At 36.0% G+C, this 22,777-nt stretch carries 22 protein-coding genes; 20 read left to right on the top strand and 2 right to left on the bottom strand.

Going from position 1 to position 22,777, the window contains the following annotated elements:
- Positions 1–18: 18 nt before the first annotated feature.
- The 10 genes from CIB95_RS05655 (at position 19) to yajC (ending at position 8,008) form a co-directional block, all read left to right on the top strand.
- On the top strand, positions 19–1,056 hold the full coding sequence (locus CIB95_RS05655) for a LysM peptidoglycan-binding domain-containing protein (protein ID WP_142296468.1): 1,038 nt from the start codon (positions 19–21) through the stop codon (positions 1,054–1,056).
- Positions 1,049–2,056: a phosphotransferase gene (locus CIB95_RS05650; protein WP_094923023.1), complete on the top strand. Its 1,008-nt coding sequence runs from the start codon at positions 1,049–1,051 to the stop codon at positions 2,054–2,056. Before CIB95_RS05655 ends, CIB95_RS05650 begins: the two co-directional genes overlap by 8 nt.
- 88 nt (positions 2,057–2,144) lie before the next feature.
- The gene (locus tag CIB95_RS05645) at positions 2,145–2,813 is read left to right on the top strand and encodes a YhcN/YlaJ family sporulation lipoprotein (protein WP_094923020.1); all 669 of its coding nucleotides are present in this window, start codon (positions 2,145–2,147) and stop codon (positions 2,811–2,813) included.
- A gap of 204 nt (positions 2,814–3,017) precedes the next feature.
- On the top strand, positions 3,018–3,587 hold the full coding sequence (locus tag CIB95_RS05640) for an intercompartmental signaling factor BofC (RefSeq protein WP_233143923.1): 570 nt from the start codon (positions 3,018–3,020) through the stop codon (positions 3,585–3,587).
- A 112-nt stretch (positions 3,588–3,699) separates the two neighbouring features.
- Positions 3,700–4,299: a Holliday junction branch migration protein RuvA gene (ruvA, locus tag CIB95_RS05635; RefSeq protein WP_094923017.1), complete on the top strand. Its 600-nt coding sequence runs from the start codon at positions 3,700–3,702 to the stop codon at positions 4,297–4,299.
- A 15-nt stretch (positions 4,300–4,314) separates the two neighbouring features.
- Entirely contained in the window at positions 4,315–5,316 is a 1,002-nt protein-coding gene (gene ruvB, locus CIB95_RS05630; protein ID WP_094923014.1) for a Holliday junction branch migration DNA helicase RuvB, read from the top strand.
- The gene (locus CIB95_RS05625; RefSeq protein WP_094923011.1) at positions 5,317–5,514 is read left to right on the top strand and encodes a DUF2905 domain-containing protein; all 198 of its coding nucleotides are present in this window, start codon (positions 5,317–5,319) and stop codon (positions 5,512–5,514) included.
- A gap of 23 nt (positions 5,515–5,537) precedes the next feature.
- Entirely contained in the window at positions 5,538–6,584 is a 1,047-nt protein-coding gene (gene queA, locus CIB95_RS05620; RefSeq protein WP_094923008.1) for a tRNA preQ1(34) S-adenosylmethionine ribosyltransferase-isomerase QueA, read from the top strand.
- On the top strand, positions 6,581–7,720 hold the full coding sequence (gene tgt, locus CIB95_RS05615; RefSeq protein ID WP_094923006.1) for a tRNA guanosine(34) transglycosylase Tgt: 1,140 nt from the start codon (positions 6,581–6,583) through the stop codon (positions 7,718–7,720). The genes queA and tgt overlap by 4 nt, the downstream gene beginning before the upstream one ends.
- A gap of 33 nt (positions 7,721–7,753) precedes the next feature.
- Positions 7,754–8,008, top strand: a complete 255-nt coding sequence (gene yajC / locus CIB95_RS05610) for a preprotein translocase subunit YajC (protein ID WP_094923003.1) — start codon at positions 7,754–7,756, stop codon at positions 8,006–8,008.
- 400 nt (positions 8,009–8,408) lie between these two features.
- Here yajC and CIB95_RS05605 read toward each other — a convergent pair whose 3' ends face one another.
- Entirely contained in the window at positions 8,409–8,780 is a 372-nt protein-coding gene (locus CIB95_RS05605; protein ID WP_233143922.1) for a TIGR04086 family membrane protein, read from the bottom strand.
- Between the two features lie 164 nt (positions 8,781–8,944).
- On the opposite strand from CIB95_RS05605, the gene CIB95_RS05600 reads away from it, so the two are divergent.
- On the top strand, positions 8,945–10,231 hold the full coding sequence (locus CIB95_RS05600) for an ArsB/NhaD family transporter (protein WP_094923001.1): 1,287 nt from the start codon (positions 8,945–8,947) through the stop codon (positions 10,229–10,231).
- 79 nt (positions 10,232–10,310) lie between these two features.
- A complete protein-coding gene (locus CIB95_RS05595) occupies positions 10,311–10,988 on the top strand; it encodes a DUF421 domain-containing protein (protein WP_094923000.1) in 678 nt (225 codons plus the stop codon).
- A 28-nt stretch (positions 10,989–11,016) separates the two neighbouring features.
- Here the strand turns inward: CIB95_RS05595 and spoVB are convergent, their stop codons facing one another.
- Positions 11,017–12,594 carry a stage V sporulation protein B gene (gene spoVB / locus CIB95_RS05590; protein WP_094922998.1) on the bottom strand — a complete coding sequence of 526 codons (1,578 nt, stop codon included), beginning with the start codon at positions 12,592–12,594 and terminating at the stop codon, positions 11,017–11,019.
- A gap of 95 nt (positions 12,595–12,689) precedes the next feature.
- Between spoVB and CIB95_RS05585 the strand changes: the two genes are divergently transcribed.
- From CIB95_RS05585 to CIB95_RS05550, 8 genes are all read left to right on the top strand, one after another.
- Positions 12,690–13,175: a COG2426 family protein gene (locus tag CIB95_RS05585; RefSeq protein WP_233143920.1), complete on the top strand. Its 486-nt coding sequence runs from the start codon at positions 12,690–12,692 to the stop codon at positions 13,173–13,175.
- Between the two features lie 18 nt (positions 13,176–13,193).
- The gene (locus CIB95_RS05580) at positions 13,194–13,478 is read left to right on the top strand and encodes a post-transcriptional regulator (protein WP_158217567.1); all 285 of its coding nucleotides are present in this window, start codon (positions 13,194–13,196) and stop codon (positions 13,476–13,478) included.
- Between the two features lie 106 nt (positions 13,479–13,584).
- Positions 13,585–15,822, top strand: coding sequence for a protein translocase subunit SecDF (gene secDF, locus CIB95_RS05575; protein ID WP_094922995.1), 2,238 nt, complete (start codon positions 13,585–13,587; stop codon positions 15,820–15,822).
- A 134-nt stretch (positions 15,823–15,956) separates the two neighbouring features.
- On the top strand, positions 15,957–16,856 hold the full coding sequence (locus tag CIB95_RS05570) for a cation diffusion facilitator family transporter (RefSeq protein WP_094922993.1): 900 nt from the start codon (positions 15,957–15,959) through the stop codon (positions 16,854–16,856).
- A gap of 1 nt (position 16,857) precedes the next feature.
- Entirely contained in the window at positions 16,858–17,232 is a 375-nt protein-coding gene (locus tag CIB95_RS05565; RefSeq protein ID WP_094922990.1) for a LapA family protein, read from the top strand.
- Between the two features lie 54 nt (positions 17,233–17,286).
- Positions 17,287–19,671 (top strand): single-stranded-DNA-specific exonuclease RecJ, encoded by a 2,385-nt coding sequence (recJ, locus tag CIB95_RS05560; RefSeq protein WP_094922987.1) that lies wholly within the window; start codon positions 17,287–17,289, stop codon positions 19,669–19,671.
- Entirely contained in the window at positions 19,640–20,152 is a 513-nt protein-coding gene (locus CIB95_RS05555) for an adenine phosphoribosyltransferase (RefSeq protein WP_094922984.1), read from the top strand. The genes recJ and CIB95_RS05555 overlap by 32 nt, the downstream gene beginning before the upstream one ends.
- Before the next feature lie 413 nt (positions 20,153–20,565).
- Positions 20,566–22,770, top strand: a complete 2,205-nt coding sequence (locus CIB95_RS05550; RefSeq protein WP_094922981.1) for a RelA/SpoT family protein — start codon at positions 20,566–20,568, stop codon at positions 22,768–22,770.
- The last annotated feature ends 7 nt before the right edge of the window (positions 22,771–22,777 follow it).

Below are 22,777 nucleotides of genomic sequence, written 5' to 3'. Positions count from 1 at the left end.
TAGAAGGGAGTAATAAACTTGAAAATACACATCGTACAAAAAGGCGAAACATTATCTAACATTGCCAATCGATATAATGTAAAAGTAGATGATGTTCGAAAAGTGAACACACATCTAAGTAATCCAGATAATATTTTGCCAGGAATGAAGATTAAGGTTCCATCCCAAGGTATTACAGTTAAACCAAAAGAGGTAGCAAGTATGCCACGGAAAGAAAAACAAAAGCCAAAAATGACACCACCGCCGAAAATGGAGGAGTCACCAGATTCTTTAGAGTCACCTGAGATGCCGATGATGCCTAAAATGCAGCCAATGCAACAGATGCCATACGACATGCCGCAAATGCCGATGCAACAGATGCCACAAATGCCACAATATCCTCAATACCCACAAATGCAAGCACAACAAGCTCCTATGACAGATATGATGGATGATGAATCACCAGAATCACCTGAAATGCCAATGATGCCAATGCAACAAATGCCAATGCATCAACAGCCAGTGGCACATCATCACCATTTAATGCATCACCAACACTGTGTACCTATGTCTCCAATGATGCCAGGTTCAGGGATGCCAATGGGTTATCCAGGAATGCAACAGCCAATGCAACAAATGCCAATGGGACAACAAATGCCACAAATGGCACCTGGTATGCAACCGCAAATGGGGATGGGTGGAGAAGAGTATGAATCTCCAGAGTCACCAGAAATGCCAGAGATGCCTGGTATGATGGGAATGCCACAAGGTCATCAAATGCCGATGGGTTATCCAGGAATGCAACAACCAATGGGACCACACATGCCAATGGGTTATCCAGGAATGCAACAGCCTATGCAGCAACAAATGCCAATGCAACAGCAGATGCCATATGGACACCACCCAATGCACCACTGTGGATGTCACGGACCGATGGGCTATCCACAAATGCAACAGCCGATGATGCAACAACCAATGATGCAGCAACAGCCAATGATGCAATACCCAATGATGCAGCAACCTCAAATGTACCAACAAATGCCAAGGTTAGATGAGGAAAGCAGTGACAATGAGTAACATGAAATCACATAAAGAAGACGATTTTAAAAATCGTCTTCTTTTAAAATTTAAAAATGAATTCAATATTTCGGCAGATGAACTGAAAGTAATTAATGAGAATGTATATTTATTATCTACTGAAAACAATTACTTAGTAATTAAAAGATACAAAAGTAAAAACCACATTCTGAAGCAAATTTGGTTGGCAAGGATATTTGCCGAGAAGTCTTTTTCGGGTTCTGTACGTTTTATCCCATTTGAAAGTGGGAAATACGTTAAAAAATCGGATAAGTATTACTATGCACTGATGCCTTATATTGAAGGGAAGCCACTTTCTTATAATATAAGAAAAGATCGAATTGCTGCTTATGATCATTTACGAATTTTTCAACAAGAAGTATCTATTTTAACTGACCGAAGACCTGAGTTTGTCCCTAAATACTCGCTTTATTCAAAATGGGCGACTCGTCTTGACACATTCTTTTACAACTTATATGACAATCGAAAATTGTTAACGGACTCCCAGCATAAAATGATGAAAAAATTTTTAAAGTGGGGAGAATATGCTCTAGATACGTTACCAATTGAAGTGTTAGAACAAAAGGAAAGAAGTGCAAGAAGAAAAGGAATCATTATTCACGGTGATGTGGCAAATCACAACTTCCTTCGAAAAAATGATGGAAGTATTGTGATGATTGACTATGACCTTATGGCATGTGCACCATTTGAGTATGATACACTCCAATTAGTGAATCGATTTTTCCCATATTGCGATTATTCCTTAGAAAGTATTATGGATGAGTTTCATCACAGTTTATCTGATTTAATAAAAACAAAATGGTTTGCAACCGCATTAATTTATCCTACAGATATATTTAGGGAATGGAATCGTTTAACGACAAATGTGCCAATTAATGAAAAGAAGATATACGACTTTATTTACCAATTAGAAAGACATTATGTTAAAAGAATGGAGCTTGTTTCAGACCTACGCGATATTGTTAAAGAAAAAAACTAGGAAAAATTATAGAGATACTACCTTTATATAACAGACTAAATTCCTCCTCTCTTTGCCATCATAATAGGTGAAAGGGAGGTTTTTTATAATGAAAAAAGCTACTTTTACTACTCTTTCTGCTGCGTTAATCTTTGGTGGATTAGTCGGGTGTAATACAAATGAACAAGGTGTTGAAAATAGGTATGACAATACAACTCGTCCTATAGGTTATTATACTAACGATGACACAGATACCGACTTTGATTACAACAACGGTCGAGGAATGGATCAAGGTCCTTTATCTGATATGTTTGACATAGATAATAATGACAGACGAAATGTGCCATTTATTAACACACGCCGTAATAACGCTCGAGATAATATTCGTGACAGAGGTATGGTTGGCACGTATGATTATGATCGAGGGTATGCAAGAAATGGCACAATTGCTGACCGTATTGATCAGCGAATTGAAGCAATGCCAAATGTAGAAGATGTCAATACAGTTGTCTACAATAATACTGTCATTGTAGCTATCGATACGAATGACAGAAATGACAAAGATGTTGAAGCTAAAGTAAGGAACGCAATCCGAGGCTTAGCTGCTGGTAAAGAAGTTCGCATCGTTACAGATGAGAATATGTTTAGACGAATTGGCACAATTCATGATGGTCTGCGAAATGGAGACCGAATTGATAATTTCCAATCGGATTTAAACGAAATGATGGAAGATATGGGCGATGCAATGAGAGAACCATTTGATAACGACAATTACTAACTTATCCTTTTAGGCAAGAAACCGTTACGGTTTCTTGCTTTTTTTTATAGCTGTCCAATCTGTGTTTCCTTTATCTCAAACAAATTGCTCCAGCTTATACGTCGCTGAACGTTCGCCTCGCTTTTCTATGGATAATTTTTATTTTAGTTGGCAATAATAGATTTTGAGCTATTTTAATATTTATTATTATGTTGAGGTGATCCTATGAAAATCACAATTATTATGATGTTAGTATTGAGTACAGCTGTATTCTCTTATCAAACAATTGTTAAAGAAGTTAAGGGAAAGGAACAAATCACAGTATTAGAAAATGAAAAATTAATCGCACGAACAGAGATAGAACAAGAGAAAAAATCTTCACCAACACTAGCTCCATTACAATTAAAGGTTGTGTTGAAGCGAATTTACTTAGATGGTGAGACAAGCGAAGAAGTAATTAAGCAAACGATTTGGTCAATGGATGACTTTTGGGCTCAATATGAAGACTGGCAATTGTTAGACCAAAAAGAAGGACAAGTCACTTTTAAACAACATATAGATGATATTTCGCCTCTTTTAAAAGCAAACGGCTATTTTGGCATAGACCAAGAAGGTAGGTTATCGATTTATAAAGGGAATCCTGCAGCTGATGAAGTGATTCAATCATTTTTTCAAATTGATTTAGAGAAGTTGGAAAGTAAATTGAAAGAACAACTAAAAGAAGGAATTGTCATTATTTCGAAGGATCAGTATAGTCAATTATTACAATCATTAAAAGAATATGAAGTAAGATAAACAGAAGGGCTACTCATTTTGAGTGGCCCTTCCTTACTGTTTTTTATAGTTGCTTATGATAGAATAAGATAGGGAAATGCATGTTCGGTTTTTGAAAAAGGGAGAGAGAGTCATGTATGAATATATAAAAGGGACAATGAACAATATTGCTTCAACTTATGTAGTTATTGAAACAAATAATATAGGATATCAGATATTAACTGCCAATCCGTTCGTATTCCAAGATCAAATCGGGGAAGAAGTAACGGTCTATACATATCAATACGTAAGAGAAGATTTAATCGCTCTTTATGGATTCCCGACACATGATGAGCGATCTTTATTTATGAAACTGATCCAAGTTTCTGGGATTGGACCAAAGGGTGCACTTGCTATCTTAGCAGCGGGACAACCGAAACAACTTGCTAATGCCATTGAAAATGAAGATGATAAGTTTTTAACGAAATTTCCTGGTGTAGGTAAGAAAACTGCTAGACAAATGATCTTAGATTTAAAAGGAAAGCTCGAAGATCAGCTACCTAACTTATTCCAGCCAGAAGTTCAAGTCGAATCTACACAAGACAAGAACATTCCTTTAGAAGAGGCTATTGAAGCACTAAAAGCACTCGGCTATGCGGAAAGAGAAATTAAAAAGGTCATGCCAATCTTATTAGAGCAGGAATGTTCTGCAGATGAATATGTCAAAAAAGCTTTACGAGCATTATTACAGTAACGGAGGTTGACGATTATGGATGAACGTCTTGTATCGAGCGATGCATCGTGGGAGGAAGAAAAAACGGAACTAAGCCTGCGACCGCAAACGTTAAAACAATATATCGGTCAACAGAAAGTAAAAGAGAATTTAACAATATTTATCCAAGCTGCCAAGATGCGTGAAGAAACTCTTGATCATGTTCTCTTATATGGGCCACCAGGGTTAGGGAAAACAACGATGGCACAAATAATAGCAAATGAAATGGGTGGAGAGTTGCGAACGACTGCAGGTCCAGCTATTGAGCGACCTGGTGATTTAGCAGCGATTTTAACTGCTTTAGAGCCTGGGGATGTATTATTTATTGATGAAATTCATCGCCTCCATAAATCGATTGAGGAAGTTTTATATCCAGCAATGGAAGACTTTTGTTTAGATATTGTTATTGGGAAAGGCGCTTCTGCAAGGTCAGTCCGTCTCGATTTACCGCCATTTACTTTAGTTGGAGCTACTACTAGAGCGGGGAGTCTTTCTGCACCACTGCGTGATCGCTTCGGTGTAATGAGTAGACTAGAGTATTATAAAGAAGAAGACTTAACAGAAATTGTTACGCGATCTGCAGAAATTATGGGAATAGCAATTTCAAGTAGTGCTTCTCTTGAAATTGCTAGACGATCCCGTGGAACACCTCGAATTGCAAATCGCTTACTACGACGTGTAAGAGATTTTGCTCAAGTACAAGGAAATGGTAATATAACGGAAGAGTTAGCTTGTACATCGTTGCAAATGTTGCAAGTAGATGCTTTAGGTTTAGATCATATCGACCATAAACTATTAGTTGGCATGATTGAAAAATTCCGTGGTGGTCCAGTTGGTCTAGATACTATTGCAGCAACGATTGGTGAAGAATCAGAGACGATTGAAGATGTTTATGAACCTTATTTATTACAAATAGGTTTTATTCAACGTACTCCTAGGGGAAGAATAGTAACGAAACAAGCGTATGAACATTTTAATATGGAGGTGCCTAACGAATAAATGGATATTGGGAAAACACTTATTACAATTGGAATTTTGATTGTTATCATTGGGGTTCTCTTTAAATTTATCGGAAAATTACCAGGAGATATCTTAATAAAAAAAGGAAATGCAACATTTTACTTTCCTATCGTAACTTCCATTATTGTTAGTGTTGTTTTTTCATTACTTTTCTATTTGTTCGGGAAGTTCCGCTAAAATAAAGAAAAGGTGCTATGAATATGAAAGTAGAAGATTATGATTTTCACTTACCAGAAGAATTAATTGCTCAGACGCCATTACTTGAGCGTACCAGTTCAAAACTTATGGTATTAGATAAAGAAACAGGTGAGATTGAGCATCGTCATTTTTATGACATTATTGAATATTTGCGTGAAGGTGATTGCTTAGTATTGAATGATACCCGCGTCTTACCTGCAAGGTTATATGGGATGAAAGAGGATACGGGTGCCAAAGTAGAAGTTCTTCTTTTAAATGAAGAAGGGCAAGATAAATGGAAAACGTTAGTTAAGCCTGCCAAAAGGGTGAAAGAAGGAACAGTCATTACTTTTGGTGATGGAAGGTTAAAGGCAACTTGTTTAAGCATGGAAGAACAAGGTGGTCGCGTCCTTCAGTTTCACTATGAAGGAATTTTTTATGAAGTGCTAGATTCATTAGGCGAAATGCCACTTCCACCGTATATTAAAGAACAACTAGATGATCAAGACCGCTACCAGACTGTATTTGCGAAAGAGCGTGGTTCGGCAGCGGCACCAACAGCAGGCCTTCATTTTACAAATGAATTACTAGATGATATTAGAAGCAAAGGGATTCATATCTCTTTTATTACACTCCATGTTGGGTTAGGAACGTTTCGCCCTGTATCTGTTGAAAATATTGATGAGCATGATATGCATGCTGAATATTATTCCATGTCACAAGAAACGGCAGACCTTTTAAATGATGTTAGAGCAAAAGGTGGCAGGATTATAACCGTTGGCACAACTTCTACACGGACAATTGAAACAATCGCTTCAAAAAATGATGGAGTATTTAAATGTGAGTCTGGCTGGACAGATATTTTTATTTATCCTGGCTATACATTTAAAGGTATTGATGCAATGATTACAAATTTTCACTTACCAAAGTCAACATTAATTATGCTTGTTAGTGCCCTAGCTGGTCGTGAAAATGTGATTGCTGCCTACGAAAACGCTGTAAAAAATGAATATCGTTTCTTTAGTTTTGGAGATGCGATGTTAATTATTAATAGGAGGCACCAAGAATGACAGCAATTAGATATGAATTAATAAAAACGTGTAAACAAACAGGAGCGAGATTAGGTAAAGTTCATACGCCACACGGAAGTTTTGATACGCCGGTATTTATGCCAGTAGGTACGCTTGCTACTGTTAAAACGATGGCTCCTGGAGAGATAAAAGACATGGGTGCGAACATCATTTTAAGTAATACATATCATTTATGGCTTCGCCCTGGTAATGATATTATTCGTGAAGCAGGTGGCTTGCATAAATTCATGAACTGGGACGGTGCAATTTTAACTGACTCAGGTGGTTTCCAAGTTTTTAGTTTAAGTGATCTCCGCAAAATTGAGGAAGAAGGGGTACACTTCCGTAATCACTTAAATGGTGAAAAGCTATTTTTATCACCGGAAAAAGCAATGGAAATTCAAAACGACTTAGGCTCAGATATTATGATGGCATTTGATGAATGTCCTCCTTACCCTGCTGAATTTGATTACATGAAAAAATCAGTGGAAAGAACGAGTCGCTGGGCTGAAAGATGTCTTGAAGGACATAAACGTCCGGAAGATCAAGGGTTGTTTGGAATTGTACAAGGTGGAGAATATGAAGAACTAAGAAAACAAAGTGCTAAAGATTTAGTTTCTTTAGATTTTCCTGGTTATGCAATTGGCGGATTATCCGTTGGGGAGCCAAAAGACGTGATGAATCGTGTTCTTGAATTCACAACGCCAGAATTACCTTCTAATAAGCCGCGTTACTTAATGGGAGTTGGCTCACCAGATTCGTTAATTGACGGTGCAATAAGAGGCGTAGACATGTTTGACTGCGTGTTACCTACTCGAATCGCAAGAAACGGAACGTTAATGACAAGTGAAGGTCGTTTAGTTGTTCGAAATGCAAAATATGCACGTGACTTTAGACCGTTAGATGAAAAATGTGATTGCTATACTTGTAAAAATTACAGCCGAGCGTACATTAGACATTTAATAAAAAGCAATGAAACATTCGGATTGCGTCTTTGTACTTACCACAACTTGCATTTTCTGATAAAATTAATGGAGAAGGTTCGCAAGGCAATTTCAGAAGATCGCTTAGGAGACTTCAGAGAAGAGTTTTTCGAGCAATACGGCTTTAATAAACCTAATGCGAAAAACTTCTAAAAATAGAATGATGGTTGAAGGGAGGATTTTTTCATGGCTAATATTTTACCTTTATTGTTAATGTTTGTTTTGTTTTACTTTTTATTAATTAGACCACAACAAAAAAAGCAAAAAGCTATTGCTAAAATGCAAAGCGAGCTACAAAAAGGCGATAAAATTGTAACAATTGGTGGGTTACACGGAACAATTGATGCGATTGATGAAAGTACAGTTGTCATTACAACTGGAGATAACACTCGTCTTACATACGATATTCACGCTGTGCGTGAAGTTAAGAATGAAATGTAAGTAAAAAAGCGAATCTTAATTGATTCGCTTTTTCTTATGCTCAAGATATAGTGATTAGCTTATACCTCGCTGAGCGGGAGCTTTCGATAAGTCAACATCAAAACGCTACGCTTTTTGTGTTTCCTTTATCTCATTCGTAGTATTCCAGTTCCATCGTTGATGATGAACAGTCGCCTTTCCATTTCGATGCTTCCTTTATCACAAACAAAGTGCTCCAGCTTATACGTCGCTGAGCGTTCGCCTCGATTTTCTATTGTCCAGCTTCAGCAATCAACGTCTAGAAAGCTTCACACTCTTCATTTCGATAAGTCTACATCGAATAGCATTGCTATTCGTGTATCCTTTATCTTAATCAGAGTGTTCCAGCTATTACGCCGTTAACCGATTGCTTCAGCTTTTCTTATTTCGCTACATTTACCCCTAACATCCCACCAAACATTGCCGATAATATGCCAGTTCCATGATGAACATATTGCTCCATTGAGAATGCATCTTGGTAACCTAAATATTGGACAAAGAAGACAACTAATGTATATAAAAGACCAGTTCCTAGCCCAATCATCCAGCCTTTTTCCTTCGCCTTCCCACCAGAAATGAAGCCACCGATAAATAATGTAATAAAAGTAAGAGCATAAAATAGCCAGTTAAAAGATCCTTCTTCCAGACTAGTGAATTTGAGCAATAAAGAAATAATTAAACTTGCTGAAATAATGAGTATTAATATTGTTAAAAGTCCATATCCCATCGCCATCATGTTCTCACGTTTTAGCATATAGCTTCCACCTCTCCTTAGCATAAAGCTTGTTTTAGTACATCTTATTCAAACTTGGACTATTTAGAAGTGAAAAACTTTTTTAAAAGTTTAAAGAACTATTAATAGAAAAGACAAGTTGTTGCATAGGATGTACTAAGGAATGACGGAAGGAGACTACATGGATGGACACGACTTTAGTCCTTTTAACGTTTATAATATGCTATGGCTTTATTATGACGGAGAAAATAAATCGAGCAATTATTGCCTGTGGTGGAGGATTATTTTTACTTGTAACAGGTATATATGATCTTGATTTAGTGTTTTTAGAATTTATTGATTGGAAAACAATTGGCTTATTATTTTCAATGATGATTTTAGTTTCAATAACGAGCAAAACTGGTGTGTTTGAATTTATCGCAATCAAAGTAGCTCAATCTGTTCAAGGGAAACCAGTGCCATTATTGATTGTAACTTCAACACTAACAGCTATTGGCTCTGCTTTTTTAGACAATGTTACGACAGTGCTTTTATTTGTTCCAATTCTGCTAACGATTACGAAACTAATTGAAGTTCCTCCAGTGCCTTATTTAATTGCATTAATAATTAGCTCAAACATTGGTGGTACGGCTACATTAATTGGTGATCCCCCAAACATCATGATTGGGCAAGCCGTTAACCATTTAACATTCAATGACTTCTTAATTAATTTAGCGCCTGTAGCATTATTTATTCTAATTATAATATTGTTTGGACTCGCTTATTTTTATAAAGATAAATTGTCAATAACATCATTGCAACAAGAGAATATAATGCAGATCAATCCTACAGACTATTTAAAGAAAGGTCCGGTATTAATAAAATCAGTTTCCGTTCTTTTAATGACTATCGCCGGCTTTATTTTACATCCGATTTTACATATTGATTTAACGAGCGTTGCGATGTCGGGTGCACTTCTGCTCATGTTATTGACACATAAAGAACATGATGCTGAAGAAGTATTTAAATCTGTAGAATGGGTTACATTATTCTTCTTTATCGGATTATTTATGCTTGTTGGGGGCTTAGAGAGCGTAGGGTTAATTGATGAGTTTGCGAAAAAGATTATTTATTATACAGAAGGAGATCTTCCTAAAACAGCGCTTTTAATATTATGGACATCAGGAATTTTTTCAGGATTTGTTGATAATATTCCCTTTGTAGCAGCGATGATACCAGTAATTTCTGAATTTCAATCTTATGGAATGGTTAATATCGATGCTTTATGGTGGTCACTTGCGTTAGGAGCTTGCCTTGGAGGAAATGCAACGTTAATTGGTGCTTCAGCAAATGTAGTTGTAGCAGGACTTGCATTACGAGCAAAGGAACCAGTCCATTTTATGGAGTTTGTAAAAATTGGATTTCCGGTAGTTATTGTCTCATTAATCATTTCTACGACGTATTTATATTTCCGATTTTTAATTTTCTTTTAATAAGTTTTGCATTTCCAAATCCTTCGTAACATGAAGATAGTTATTTAGGTAAAACTATTCATGAAGGAGGATGGATGCATTGGAATATGGTACGATCCTTGTTCGGACAATTGTTTTATATGCGATAATTGTTTTTGTCTTTCGCGTAATGGGTAAAAGAGAAATTGGTCAATTAGGTATTGTTGATTTTGTCGTTTCAATCATGATTGCTGAACTAGCGGTAATTTCAATTGAAGATCCAAAAACGCCTATGCTTCAATCTCTAATACCTATTTTTTTATTACTAATTATCCAAGTTTCTTTAGCAATTGTTTCTTTAAAAAGTGAAAAATTTAGAGAGATTGTTGATAATAAACCTTCCGTATTAATTAAGAATGGGAAAATTGATGAGAATGAAATGAAGAAACAACGGTATAACTTTGACGACTTATTAGTTCAACTAAGAGAAAAAGATGTCGCAAAAGTTTCTGATGTGGAATTTGCAATATTAGAACCTTCTGGAAAGTTATCTGTTATTGAAAAAAATAAAGGGAATAATAAACAACGTAAAAATGTCCTATATCCACAACTTAGATTACCGTTAGCGATTATTCTGGATGGGAAAGTACAAGAAGATCATTTGGGGAAAATAAATAAATCGGAGTTTTGGCTCCGGCAAGAGTTAAGGAAGCTAGGCTTTAAGGAAATAAAGAAGATTTCCTTTTGTACGATTGATGAAAATGGCACATTTTTTGTTGATTTAAAAGATGAGAAATAAAAAAGTAACCATCATAAAATAGTGATGGTTACTTTTTGTTTTTAGGAATAAGTAATGCTAAAGGTTTACCGATGACAGGTATTAATAACACTTCTTTTCTTTTTATTAAATTAAATAGTAAAAGAAATACCGAATAAATAATGACAGTCGAAGATATTGCTAAAATTGTATTTCCTAATAAATTAAAAGATGTAAATACATTTGTATATAACTGATGACCAGCAATTCCTGATATAATAATAATTAGTATTGCCTTGGCATAATCACGAATATAAATTGAGAACCCTATTGCTTTAACTACAGTAGCGAAATGCAGTAAGGTTACTAATACAATTCCTAAGCCAAGAGCGAGAGCAGCGCCCATAATTCCTAAGTCAGGTCGAGAAGTTAAAGCGAAGATTGCTAAAATACGAACTACTGCACCGATTAAACTATTAATCATAGCAGCCTTAGCTAGTTCCAATGCTTGAAGTGTTGCTTGTAAAGGACCTTGAAAGTATAAGAAAATGAAAAATGGTGCTAAAACTTCTACATAAACTGCAACTTTGGGAGCATTATACATTAAATCCATTATCGGTACGGCAAAGACATAGAGAACAACGAAGGATATTCCTCCTGATATAAGTGCCAGCCTCATCGCCTGCTGCAAACGGTGCTCAATTAATATATATTTTTTTTGCGCCTTTGCCTCACTAATCGCAGGAACTAATGAGGTAGATATGGAATATGTGATAAAGGTTGGCAAAAACAATAATGGAACGGCAAAACCTGCTAATTCACCATATTGTTTTGTTGCTATAGAAGTAGCTATTCCAGCAATTGCTAAACTTTGTGCGACAGCGATAGGTTCGAAAAAGTATGATAATGAACCAATTAATCGACTACCAGTTGTCGGTAAAGCAACGGCCATCAATGATTGAAACGTTTCTTTTCCTTTTGCTAATTGTTTAAAGAAATTTCGCCGAACTTTCACGCGCTTTTTAAGTTTAAACATTGTAATCATGTAGACTAAAGATGCAAGCTCTCCTAACACGACAGAGAACATTGCCCCTGCAGCAGCAAATTCAATACCATAAGGTAAGAAAGCTTTTGTTAGCACTGCAACGAGCGTAATTCGCACAACTTGCTCAATTACTTGTGAATATGCAGATGGACGCATGTTTTGCATCCCTTGAAAATACCCACGCAAGACAGCTGAAATTGCGACAATAGGTACAATTGGTGAAATGGCTATTAGTGGGTAATAAGTTCTAGCATCGGTTAACATTGTTTTCGCTAAAAAAGGTGCAAGTAATATCATTCCTGATGTAAAGATAATACTTAAAATAATAGTAATTGATAATGACACAACTAATATGCGTTTTACCTTTCGTTTATCTCCCATTGCTTCAGCTTCAGCAACTAGTTTAGAGATGGCTACTGGTAAACCTAACTGTGTTAAAGTAATCGTTAATAATAGTGTTGGAACTGCCATCATATAAAGGCCAACACCCTCTTGTCCCATAATTCGGGCTACGACGATTCGATTAATAAACCCTAATATACGAGTGATTAGACCGGCCATTACTAAGATAAACGTTCCCTTTAAAAACGTTTGTTTTGACATTTAATTGCCCCTACTTTCTAGAAACTATAGATATTTTCTCTATTTATTTATATGCTTAGTAAGTGGGCAAGCATGACAAGTTATCGAGGTGAATTATGAAAGAAGCATTAAGACAGTTTTTAGCAGAGAATTTAAACTTTTTACCAGAAGAAATTTTAGTAATGATTGTTTCAGCAATGCCTGTGTTAGAATTACGAGGAGGCATGCCTTTAGCATTTACTTACGGTTTTTCATTTCCTGAAGCATTCTTATATAGTGTATTAGGAAATCTTTTACCAATTATACCGATGCTATTATTATTTCAACCAATTAGTAAATGGTTAATGAGATATAAACGATATGAACGTTTTTATCACTGGCTTTATCATCGAACATTAAGCAAAAGTAAAAATGTTGAAAAGTTCGGGGCAATAGGGCTAATTTTATTTACCGCCGTACCATTACCGACAACAGGAGCTTATAGTGCTTGTGTTGCTGCGAGTTTATTTGGCATCGGCTTAAGATACGCATTTTGGTCTATAGCGACAGGTGTCGTAATTGCCGGATTAGCGGTAGGCATCGTTTTGTACTCAATTTTTTAAATGATAAAAGGGGGTTACATGTTGGAGCAAAATATGGCAGTTTGGAAAGAAAGAGCTTTACCAGTCATTACGAGCAAATTAGAGGAATTGCATATGTTAGGATATGAACGTGCTACTGTAGATGAAATTTGGAAAGTCGTTTTAAAGAAAAGAAAGAAGAAAACGGAAGAGCCACTTATGCATGACTTGATCAATGACATTTTGAGAGTGACACCAACCGACTATATGAACTGGTTAACGACAGAAGCAATTACTAATGACGATTGGATGTCAACATTTGAGGATTTTAAAAAGGAAAATTGACAGAAAAATTAGTCTATAGCATAATTAAACATTATGAAATAAGGCAAATGTCGCGTGTACATAAAACTTTTTAGCGGCTTCATCATGAAGGAGGAAATTACAGATTATGGTAAGAAAAGGGCGTATAGCAATCTTTTTTATGATCGTTTTACTGATAGGTTCAGTAATCGGTTATTTTGGAAAAACAACTACTGATGAAATTAAGTTAGGACTAGATTTACAAGGTGGCTTTGAAATCCTCTATCAAGTACATCCGCTTGAAGGTGATGAAGTTACAGAAGACATGATTAAAAGTGCGATTTCTGCTTTATGGAAGCGTATTGACGTAATCGGCGTTGCAGAACCAGATATTGTTCCTGAAGGTTCGGACCGTATTCGTGTACAACTTGCAGGAGTTGAAGATCAAAGCGAAGCACGCGACTTATTATCAACAGAAGCAAACCTTACGTTCCGTGATGTTAATGATGTTGAAATGATGAACGGATCTGAATTAAAATCAGCAAGATTATCTTATAATGAACAAAATGAACCGCTCGTAGCTATTACACTTAAAGATGCTAAAGTTTTTGAAGATATTACAAGAAAAATTAAAAATATGTATCCAGAAAACTTCTTAGTTATTTGGCTTGATTACGAAGAAGGAGACTCTTATGCTGCAGAACTAGAAAAGCCAGAATATGCACGTAAATTTATTTCTGCACCAAGAGTTAATGAAGTATTAACCCAAAAAGATATTGTGATAGAAGGAAATTTCACAGTTGACGAAGCAACGAACTTAGCAGAGATTTTAAATGCGGGTGCACTACCAGTTAAGTTAGAGGAAATCTACTCACAATCTGTAGGTGCAAAGCTTGGCGAAGAGTCAATGAATAAAACAATTTTTGCAGGTGCTATCGGTGTTGCACTAATATTCTTATTTATGATTTTCTATTACCGTCTGCCAGGCGTTGTAGCAGTTGTTACATTAAGCGCTTATATTTACTTAATATTAGTTGTATTTGAAGGGCTAAATGCAGTCTTAACATTACCTGGAATAGCTGCTTTAATCTTAGGTGTAGGTATGGCAGTAGATGCGAATATTATTACGTATGAACGTATTAAAGAGGAACTTCGTATTGGAAAGACGACATTATCTGCATTCCGCTCGGGGAACAGAAGATCTTTAGCTACAATCTTAGATGCGAATATTACGACGATTTTAGCAGCGGGAGTTTTATTTATCTTTGGGACAAGCTCAGTTAAAGGGTTTGCCTTAATGTTAATCGTCAGTATTGTAGTAAGTTTAATTACAGCAGTATATGGTTCAAGATTATTACTTGGGCTTTGGGTTAATAGTCGTTACATGGACAAAAAGCCAGGTTTATTTGGCTTAAAGCAAGAAGAAATAAAAGATATTGCTAATTCTCAAGAAGGTATTTATGAGCCAAAGTATAAATTTGATTTCGTAAGCAAACGCAAAAGATTTTTCACAGCGTCAATTGGATTTATCGTTATTGGTCTATTGTCATTGCTAATTTTCGGCTTAAACTTAGGAATTGATTTTGTTAGTGGAACAAAAGTAGAAATAACGCCAAATGTTTCTATAACAAATGAACAATTTGAAAGTGATTTAACGGAAATGGACTTAAAGCCTAATGCTGTTACAGCTGCAGGGCAAAATGACAGTATGAAATTTGCTCACTATGCTGGAGTCTTCTCTAAAGATGAAATTGCAAACGTTAAAGAAAAATTACAGGATAAATATGGTGTTGAGCCAAACGTATCAACCGTTTCCCCTGTAGTTGGACAAGAACTTGCTAAAAATGCATTCTTTGCGGTTTTATATGCGTCAATTGGTATCGTTTTATATGTAACTATTCGCTTTGAATTTTTATTCGGTATTTCGGCAATAGTCGCCTTATTACATGATGCATTTTTCATTATTGTCTTATTCAGCATGTTGCACATTGAAGTTAACTTATACTTTATCGCTGCCGTGTTAACGATTGTCGGTTATTCAATAAACGATACGATTGTTACGTTTGACCGAATTCGTGAAAATCTAAAAGCGAAAAAGAAAGTGAAAGTATTTGAGGACTTAGTAGATGTTGTAAACTTGAGCTTACAACAAACATTTGAGCGTTCATTAAATACTGTATTAACAGTAGTATTCGCTGCCCTAGCATTATTCATATTCGGAAGCGGTGCGATTAGCGGGTTCTCATTTGCACTACTTGTCGGACTTGTAGCAGGTACGTATTCATCATTATTTATCGCAGCACAATTATGGTTAGTCTTAAAGTGGAGAGCGATGGAACGTGAACGCTTAAAGCCGAAGAAAGTCGATGTAGAAGATGAAATATAAAAACAAACGTGGGATAATTTTTTCCCACGTTTTATCCATTTATTTAAGCTAATAAGTGGTTATACCTTCATGAATCGTGAACTTTAGGAAAAGATAATCAAAGATATAATTTCAATAAAGTGCGAGGTGATGGAGTGGAAAAGAAAGAACGTTTTAAACAAGCAGAGTTCGCAGCAATGGTTGGCGTCGTAATCAACTTAGTCTTAGCAATTATTAAAGGTGTAATCGGAGTAATTTCAAACAGTAGAGCATTAATTGCAGATGCACTTCATTCCGCTTCAGATGTTGCGGGTTCAATGGCTGTTTATGTCGGATTAAGAGCAGCAAAGTTGCCACCTGATAAGGATCATCCTTATGGACATGGTAAGGCAGAAAATATTGCAGCTATTATTGTTGCAGTCCTTATGGTAATTGTCGGTTTTGAAATTGCCTTGTCATCAGTGGAAGCATTTTTTAAACCGATTGAAGCTCCTGGAGTAATAGCTATTTATGCTGCAGCGATCTCGATTATAGTTAAAGAAATATTATTTCGCTGGAAATATCGACTAGGTAAAAAGTTACGAAGTGATGCGTTAATTATTAATGCCTATGAACATCGATCTGATGTCTTTTCATCGATTGCTACATTAGTTGGAATTGTTGCGGCAGTGTTTGGTGGAAAGCTAGGATTTACTTGGGCTGTCTATGCTGACCCAGTTGCTGGATTAGTGGTCGGGATTTTAATTTTAAAGATGGCATGGAACTTAGGATCAGAATCCATTCATAATACACTTGACCATGTTTTACATGAGGAAGATACTGTTCACTTAGTAGAAATTGCCAAATCGGTCGATAAAGTATTAGCAATTAATTCTTTACAAGCTCGTGAGCACGGGCATTATGTAATTGTTGATATTAAAGTAGCAGTTGATCCATTTATGACTGTTGAAGAAGGCCATAAAGTCGGAAAAAATGTAAAAGAAAAATTATTAAGTGAAGCACATATTCAAGATGTATTTGTACATATAAATCCATATAGTGATGAGGGGGAGTAGTATGAAAGGACAATGGAGTTTATTATTAGCAATTTTATTTGCATTAATCGTAGCCATATTCGCTGTTATTAATGTAGACCCGGTAACAGTAGATTTTCTGTTTGCTAAAAAGAGTATTCCTTTAATTTTAGTAATTATTGGATCTGTTTTCATGGGTGGATTAATCGTTGGTTCTGTTGGTATGTATCGTATGTTTCGCTTACAAAGACAGTTGAAGGTTGCAAACAAGGAAATTGCAATGCTGAGCGAGAAAGTGGAAAAATCGTCTCCAAAAGCCGAAGAAAAACCAGAAGTAGAAAAAAAGCCAGCAACTGAAGAATTAGAAGAAGACATTAGCGAAGAAGATAGCACGGAAGAAAATACTGTAAAAGAATAGTTATTGCCACCCCTTGGCCTCTCTAGTATAATGAGTTGGTCAAGGGGTGGTCTCATGTTAAAAGCAAAATCACGTTGGAAACTACGAAAATTTGATGAAGAGAAAGCCCAATCTCTCGCAGAAATCTTGCAAATAGAATTGTTAGTTGCAAGACTTTTAGTGATGAGAGGAATAGAAACAATTGAAGAAGCTAAACGCTTTTTATTTATAGAACCGATGGAGTTCCATGATCCATTTTTATTAGAAGGAATGGCTGGAACTGTTAAACGAATAAAAGATGCGATAACAAATAATGAAAAGATACTAATTTTTGGTGATTATGATGCGGATGGGGTTAGTTCTACGACTGTATTAATGGTTACATTGCAAGATCTTGGTGCAGATGTTGACTTTTACATTCCAAATCGATTTACCGAAGGATACGGTCCAAATGAACAAGCATTTCGCTGGGCAAAATCTGCAGGTTATTCATTAGTTATTACTGTAGATACAGGAATTTCTGCCATTGCAGAAGCGGATGTTGCAAAGGAAATTGGATTAGACTACATCATTACTGATCACCATGAACCATCGCCACAATTACCAGCAGCTGACTTTATCATACATCCGAAATTAAGCCCTAATTATCCATTCCATGAACTCGCAGGTGTAGGTGTAGCATTCAAACTAGCACATGCGCTCTATGGAGAAGTTCCTCAACAGTTATTGGAAATTGCCGCAATTGGAACGATTGCGGACTTAGTGCCATTAGTAGATGAAAATAGAATCATAGCTAGTCGTGGCGTGGCAATGATGTCTCGGTCCACTCGCATAGGAATTAAAGCACTACTAAAAGTGTGTGGACTTGAAGGGCAAGTGCTTACTGCAGAAAATATTGGATTTGCAATTGGACCAAGAATCAACGCTGTTGGTAGATTGGAATCAGCAGATCCTGCTGTTCATTTACTACTATCTGACTCTATCGAAGAAGCGGAAGAACTAGCAAATGAAATTGATGGTCTTAATAAAGAAAGACAAAAGTTAGTCAACACGATGACTGAAGAAGCGTATGAAATGATTGATAGATACTTTCCTCCAGCAGACAATGAAGTGCTCGTTATTGCAAAAGAAGGCTGGAATCCCGGGGTTGTTGGGATAGTAGCATCACGTGTTGTAGAAAAGTATTATCGACCAACAATCATTTTAAGTATCGATAAGGAAAAGGGCATTGCTAAAGGATCAGCACGAAGTATCGAAGGGTTTGATCTTTTTGCTAATCTTTCAAAGTGTCGTGATATTTTACCTCACTTTGGAGGACATCCGATGGCAGCAGGTATGACTTTGGACTTATCAAATGTTGATTTGTTAAGGTCACGTTTAAAAGAACAAGCAAAAGAAATACTAACAGAAGAAGATTTTATTCCAATTAAACATGTTGATATTGAGTGTAATCTTGAGGATGTCACAATTGCAACAATAGAACAAATAAATCGATTAGCTCCTTTTGGTGTACAAAACCCATCGCCAAAAGTATTACTAACGTGCGAAAAAATACACGAGATGAAAACAGTTGGAGCAAGCCAAAATCACTTGAAAATGACGCTTGCCCAAGAAAACAGCACAATTGACACTATCGGGTTTAATTTAGGAGAAAAACTTGAACACATTTCCCCATTAGCAAAAATAGCTGTTGTAGGTGAGTTAGGCATTAATGAATGGAATGGCTTCCGCAAACCGCAACTTTTATTGGAGGATTTAGCAGTTCAAGATTGGCAACTTTTTGATTTCCGTAGTTCAAGAAATGTAGCAAAAAAGTTAGAGGAAATGCCGCAAGATAAAATTCAATTAGTCAGCTTTCAAGATGGAACAATGGAAAGGCTACAACTAGAAAAATGGTCAGAATCATTGCTTCAACTAGATAAAGAATCAACACCAAAGCTATTGAAAAATGGATATCTGTTTCTATTAGACTTACCAACTTCTATGGAACAATTGCAAAATTTTTTCAACGGTAATAGTTTCCCTGAAAGAATTTATGCAGTTTTTCATCATGATAATGATCATTATTTTTCAACATTGCCAACACGAGATCATTTTAAATGGTTTTACGGATTTCTATTAAAAAAGCAAACATTTGACTTGAAAAAGCATGGCGAAGACTTGGCAAAACATAAAGGTTGGTCAAAACAAACAGTAAATTTCATGTCGAAGGTGTTTTTTGAATTAGAATTTGTTAAAATAGAAGATGGTCTTTTGACAATTAATCATGTTAACACAAAACGTGATCTGACAGAGTCAAAATCTTATCAAAGTAAAAAAGAGCAAATGGATTTAGAAAATGAATTATGTTATTCCTCTTACCGGTCATTAATGACACTTTTACAACAATGTAAAGACAATTCGGTGAGAGACGAGGAGGAAATAGAAGATGGATTACAAAAAGCACATTACAGTAGTTGAAGATTGGCCGATTGAAGGAATTCGCTTTAAAGATATAACAACACTTATGCAAAACGGTGGCGTTTTTAAACAAGCTATTAAGGACATTGTTGACTACGCAAAAGATTTAAATGTTGATGTTATTGCAGGACCTGAAGCTCGAGGATTTATCGTAGGATGTCCGGTTGCTTATGAATTAGAAATTGGTTTCGTTCCTGTCCGTAAAGAAGGAAAACTTCCACGTGAAGTTGTCCGTGTAGACTACGGTTTAGAATATGGAAAAGACGTTTTAACAATGCACAAAGATGCGATTAAGCCTGGTCAACGTGTCTTAATCACTGATGATTTATTAGCTACTGGTGGAACAATTGAAGCTACTATTAAGCTAATTGAAGAATTAGGTGGAATTGTTGTCGGAGCTGCATTCTTCATTGAGTTAACAGAACTAAACGGTCGTGAAAAATTAGGTGGAGTAGACATTAAAACTTTAATGCAATACTAAATTATTGTAATTTTTTAAGAGGCTGGGACAAAACAAAAAAGAGGCAATAAAAACCGAACATAATTGAAAATAATCCGAAGTCAAAATGCGAGACTCCTGTGGGATAGCACGAGTCTGAAGACCCCGGAAGAAGCGTTCTTTGCTTCTCCGGAGGCTGAGGCCGTGCCCACGGAAAGCGAAGCATTTTTGACGGAGGATTTTAATATTATTAAGTAAATTAGAATCCGAACCATCCAGAAATAAATTCTGATTGGGTTCGGATTTTTCTATGAGTGCAAAACTTTTGTTCCTGTCTTTTTTTTTATTTTTTCAACAGTTTTTGAAAAGAATGAAAAAAAACTCGAATTTTCTTTACATCTAGACAATTTTTCTTGATAATGAAAACAATATCTAGAATTGGTTAAGGTGATTTTATGACGCAAGAAAAAATGCAAACCATTGAACAAGTACTTGAAAAAGCGAATAGCTATTTAAATAAGGATGATATTGCATTTTTAGAAAAAGCGTATCAATTTGCGAAAAAAGCTCATGAAGGGCAATTTCGTAAGTCAGGTGATCCTTATATAATACATCCCGTACAAGTTGCAGGAATTCTAGTAAATCTAGAACTTGATGCAGTTACTCTTGCTGCGGCTTTTTTACATGATGTTGTCGAAGATACTGATGTAACAAAAGATCAGATCGCAGCGACATTTAATCAAGAAGTAGCGATGTTAGTAGATGGTGTGACAAAACTTAAGAAAATTAAATATAAATCAGATGAAGAACAACAAGCTGAAAACCATAGGAAAATGATCGTTGCAATGGCGAAAGATATGAGAGTTATCTTGATAAAACTCGCAGATCGCCTTCACAATATGCGAACGTTAAAGCATATGAAGCCAGAAAAACAGCGTAGAATAGCAAATGAAACGATTGAAGTATTTGCACCATTAGCTCATCGACTTGGAATCTCAACAATTAAATGGGAGTTAGAAGATACGGCACTACGTTATTTAAACCCGCAACAATATTATCGTATTGTCCATTTAATGAAAAATAAGCGAGCGGAGCGAGAACTTCATATCGATGAATTAACGAATGAAATTCGAGCTAAATTAGAAGAAGTCCACATAGATGCAGATATTTCCGGACGCCCGAAACACATTTATAGCATTTATCGAAAAATGGCCATACAAAATAAGCAATTTAATGAAATATATGACCTTCTTGCAGTTCGGGTTGTCGTTGAAAATATTAAAGACTGTTATGCAGCTTTAGGTATTATTCATACGTGCTGGAAGCCGATGCCTGGACGGTTTAAAGATTATATTGCTATGCCAAAATCAAATATGTATCAGTCCCTTCATACGACAGTAATTGGTCCTAAAGGCGAGCCGTTGGAAGTTCAAATTCGTACGAAGGACATGCATAAGATTGCTGAATATGGTGTAGCAGCACATTGGGCGTATAAAGAAACCCAAGATAAAAATGATTCGGACAATAATGCCTTTGATGGTAAATTAGAGTGGTTCCGTGAAATATTAGAATGGCAACAAGATATGAGCAATGCGGAAGAGTTTATGGAATCATTAAAAGTGGATCTCTTCTCTGATACCGTTTTCGTATTTACACCCAAAGGTGATGTTGTTGAATTACCATCTGGATCTGTTCCATTAGATTTTGCTTATCGTATCCACACTGAAATTGGACATCATTGTATCGGTGCCAAAGTGAACGGAAAAATTGTTCCACTGGACAAAGCATTAAATACTGGCGATATCGTCGAAGTGTTAACTTCAAAACATTCTTATGGGCCAAGTCAAGATTGGGTTAAAATAGCACAATCTTCACAAGCTAAAAATAAAATTCGTCAATGGTTTAAGAAACAGAAAAAAGAAGTAAATGTAGCAAAAGGTAAGGAACTTGTTGAAAAAGAAATTAAGCACTTAGGCTTTAAAATGAAGGATGCTCTTCATTCGAAAAATATTGAACGCACCTTGAAAAAGTTTAATTTTGCTAGTGACGATGATATGTTTGCAGCTGTTGGATACAATGGTGTCACAGCTTCCCAAATTGCTTCAAAGCTCACGGAAACGTTACGCAAAGAGCGGGAAAAGGAATCATCTGATACAACGATTGTTGATGCAGTTAACGAACTAAGGGAAATAAAACCGAAAAAACGATCTGTTGCCGGAGTAGTTGTTAAAGGCATTGATAACTTGTTAATTCGTTTATCTAAGTGTTGTAATCCGATTCCTGGTGATGAGATTGTTGGCTATATAACAAAAGGCCGTGGTGTATCCGTTCATCGTGCGGATTGCCCAAATATCGCCAATGAAGATGCTAATACTCGTCTTCTTGAAGTTGAGTGGGAAGAAGAAAAGCAAAATGAAAAACTTTATAATGTCGTTTTAGAAATCTACGGGTTTGATCGCCGTGGCTTGTTAAATGAAGTCTTACATGCAGTAAATGAAACAAAAACAAATATTAACTCTGTTTCCGGTCGTTCAGACCGTAACAAAATGGCAACTATTGATATGATGATCGCAATCCATAATAATAGTCATTTAGAGAAAGTAGTCGAGCGAATCAAGCAAATTCCAGATATTTTTACCGTTCGACGTACGATGCAATAAAAGGAGT

This window comes from Lottiidibacillus patelloidae, assembly GCF_002262935.1.
Classification (GTDB): domain Bacteria; phylum Bacillota; class Bacilli; order Bacillales; family SA5d-4; genus Lottiidibacillus; species Lottiidibacillus patelloidae.
Note: the sequence above shows the minus strand (reverse complement) of the source record. Positions and strands in the feature narration are given on the sequence as shown.

Bases quoted from the DNA above. Each gene is read 5' to 3' on its own strand.
- spoVB (WP_094922998.1), bottom strand. From the start codon at position 12,594: ATGTCAAAACAAACGTTTTTAAAGGGAACGTTTATCTTAGTAATGGCC.
- secDF (WP_094922995.1), top strand. From the start codon at position 13,585: ATGGTAAGAAAAGGGCGTATAGCAATCTTTTTTATGATCGTTTTACTG.
- CIB95_RS05585 (WP_233143920.1), top strand. From the start codon at position 12,690: ATGAAAGAAGCATTAAGACAGTTTTTAGCAGAGAATTTAAACTTTTTA.
- CIB95_RS05650 (WP_094923023.1), top strand. From the start codon at position 1,049: ATGAGTAACATGAAATCACATAAAGAAGACGATTTTAAAAATCGTCTT.
- CIB95_RS05555 (WP_094922984.1), top strand. From the start codon at position 19,640: ATGGATTACAAAAAGCACATTACAGTAGTTGAAGATTGGCCGATTGAA.
- CIB95_RS05640 (WP_233143923.1), top strand. From the start codon at position 3,018: ATGAAAATCACAATTATTATGATGTTAGTATTGAGTACAGCTGTATTC.
- ruvB (WP_094923014.1), top strand. From the start codon at position 4,315: ATGGATGAACGTCTTGTATCGAGCGATGCATCGTGGGAGGAAGAAAAA.
- CIB95_RS05550 (WP_094922981.1), top strand. From the start codon at position 20,566: ATGACGCAAGAAAAAATGCAAACCATTGAACAAGTACTTGAAAAAGCG.
- CIB95_RS05605 (WP_233143922.1), bottom strand. From the start codon at position 8,780: ATGCTAAAACGTGAGAACATGATGGCGATGGGATATGGACTTTTAACA.
- queA (WP_094923008.1), top strand. From the start codon at position 5,538: ATGAAAGTAGAAGATTATGATTTTCACTTACCAGAAGAATTAATTGCT.
- CIB95_RS05580 (WP_158217567.1), top strand. From the start codon at position 13,194: ATGTTGGAGCAAAATATGGCAGTTTGGAAAGAAAGAGCTTTACCAGTC.
- tgt (WP_094923006.1), top strand. From the start codon at position 6,581: ATGACAGCAATTAGATATGAATTAATAAAAACGTGTAAACAAACAGGA.
- ruvA (WP_094923017.1), top strand. From the start codon at position 3,700: ATGTATGAATATATAAAAGGGACAATGAACAATATTGCTTCAACTTAT.
- CIB95_RS05565 (WP_094922990.1), top strand. From the start codon at position 16,858: ATGAAAGGACAATGGAGTTTATTATTAGCAATTTTATTTGCATTAATC.
- CIB95_RS05625 (WP_094923011.1), top strand. From the start codon at position 5,317: ATGGATATTGGGAAAACACTTATTACAATTGGAATTTTGATTGTTATC.
- recJ (WP_094922987.1), top strand. From the start codon at position 17,287: ATGTTAAAAGCAAAATCACGTTGGAAACTACGAAAATTTGATGAAGAG.
- yajC (WP_094923003.1), top strand. From the start codon at position 7,754: ATGGCTAATATTTTACCTTTATTGTTAATGTTTGTTTTGTTTTACTTT.
- CIB95_RS05600 (WP_094923001.1), top strand. From the start codon at position 8,945: ATGGACACGACTTTAGTCCTTTTAACGTTTATAATATGCTATGGCTTT.
- CIB95_RS05645 (WP_094923020.1), top strand. From the start codon at position 2,145: ATGAAAAAAGCTACTTTTACTACTCTTTCTGCTGCGTTAATCTTTGGT.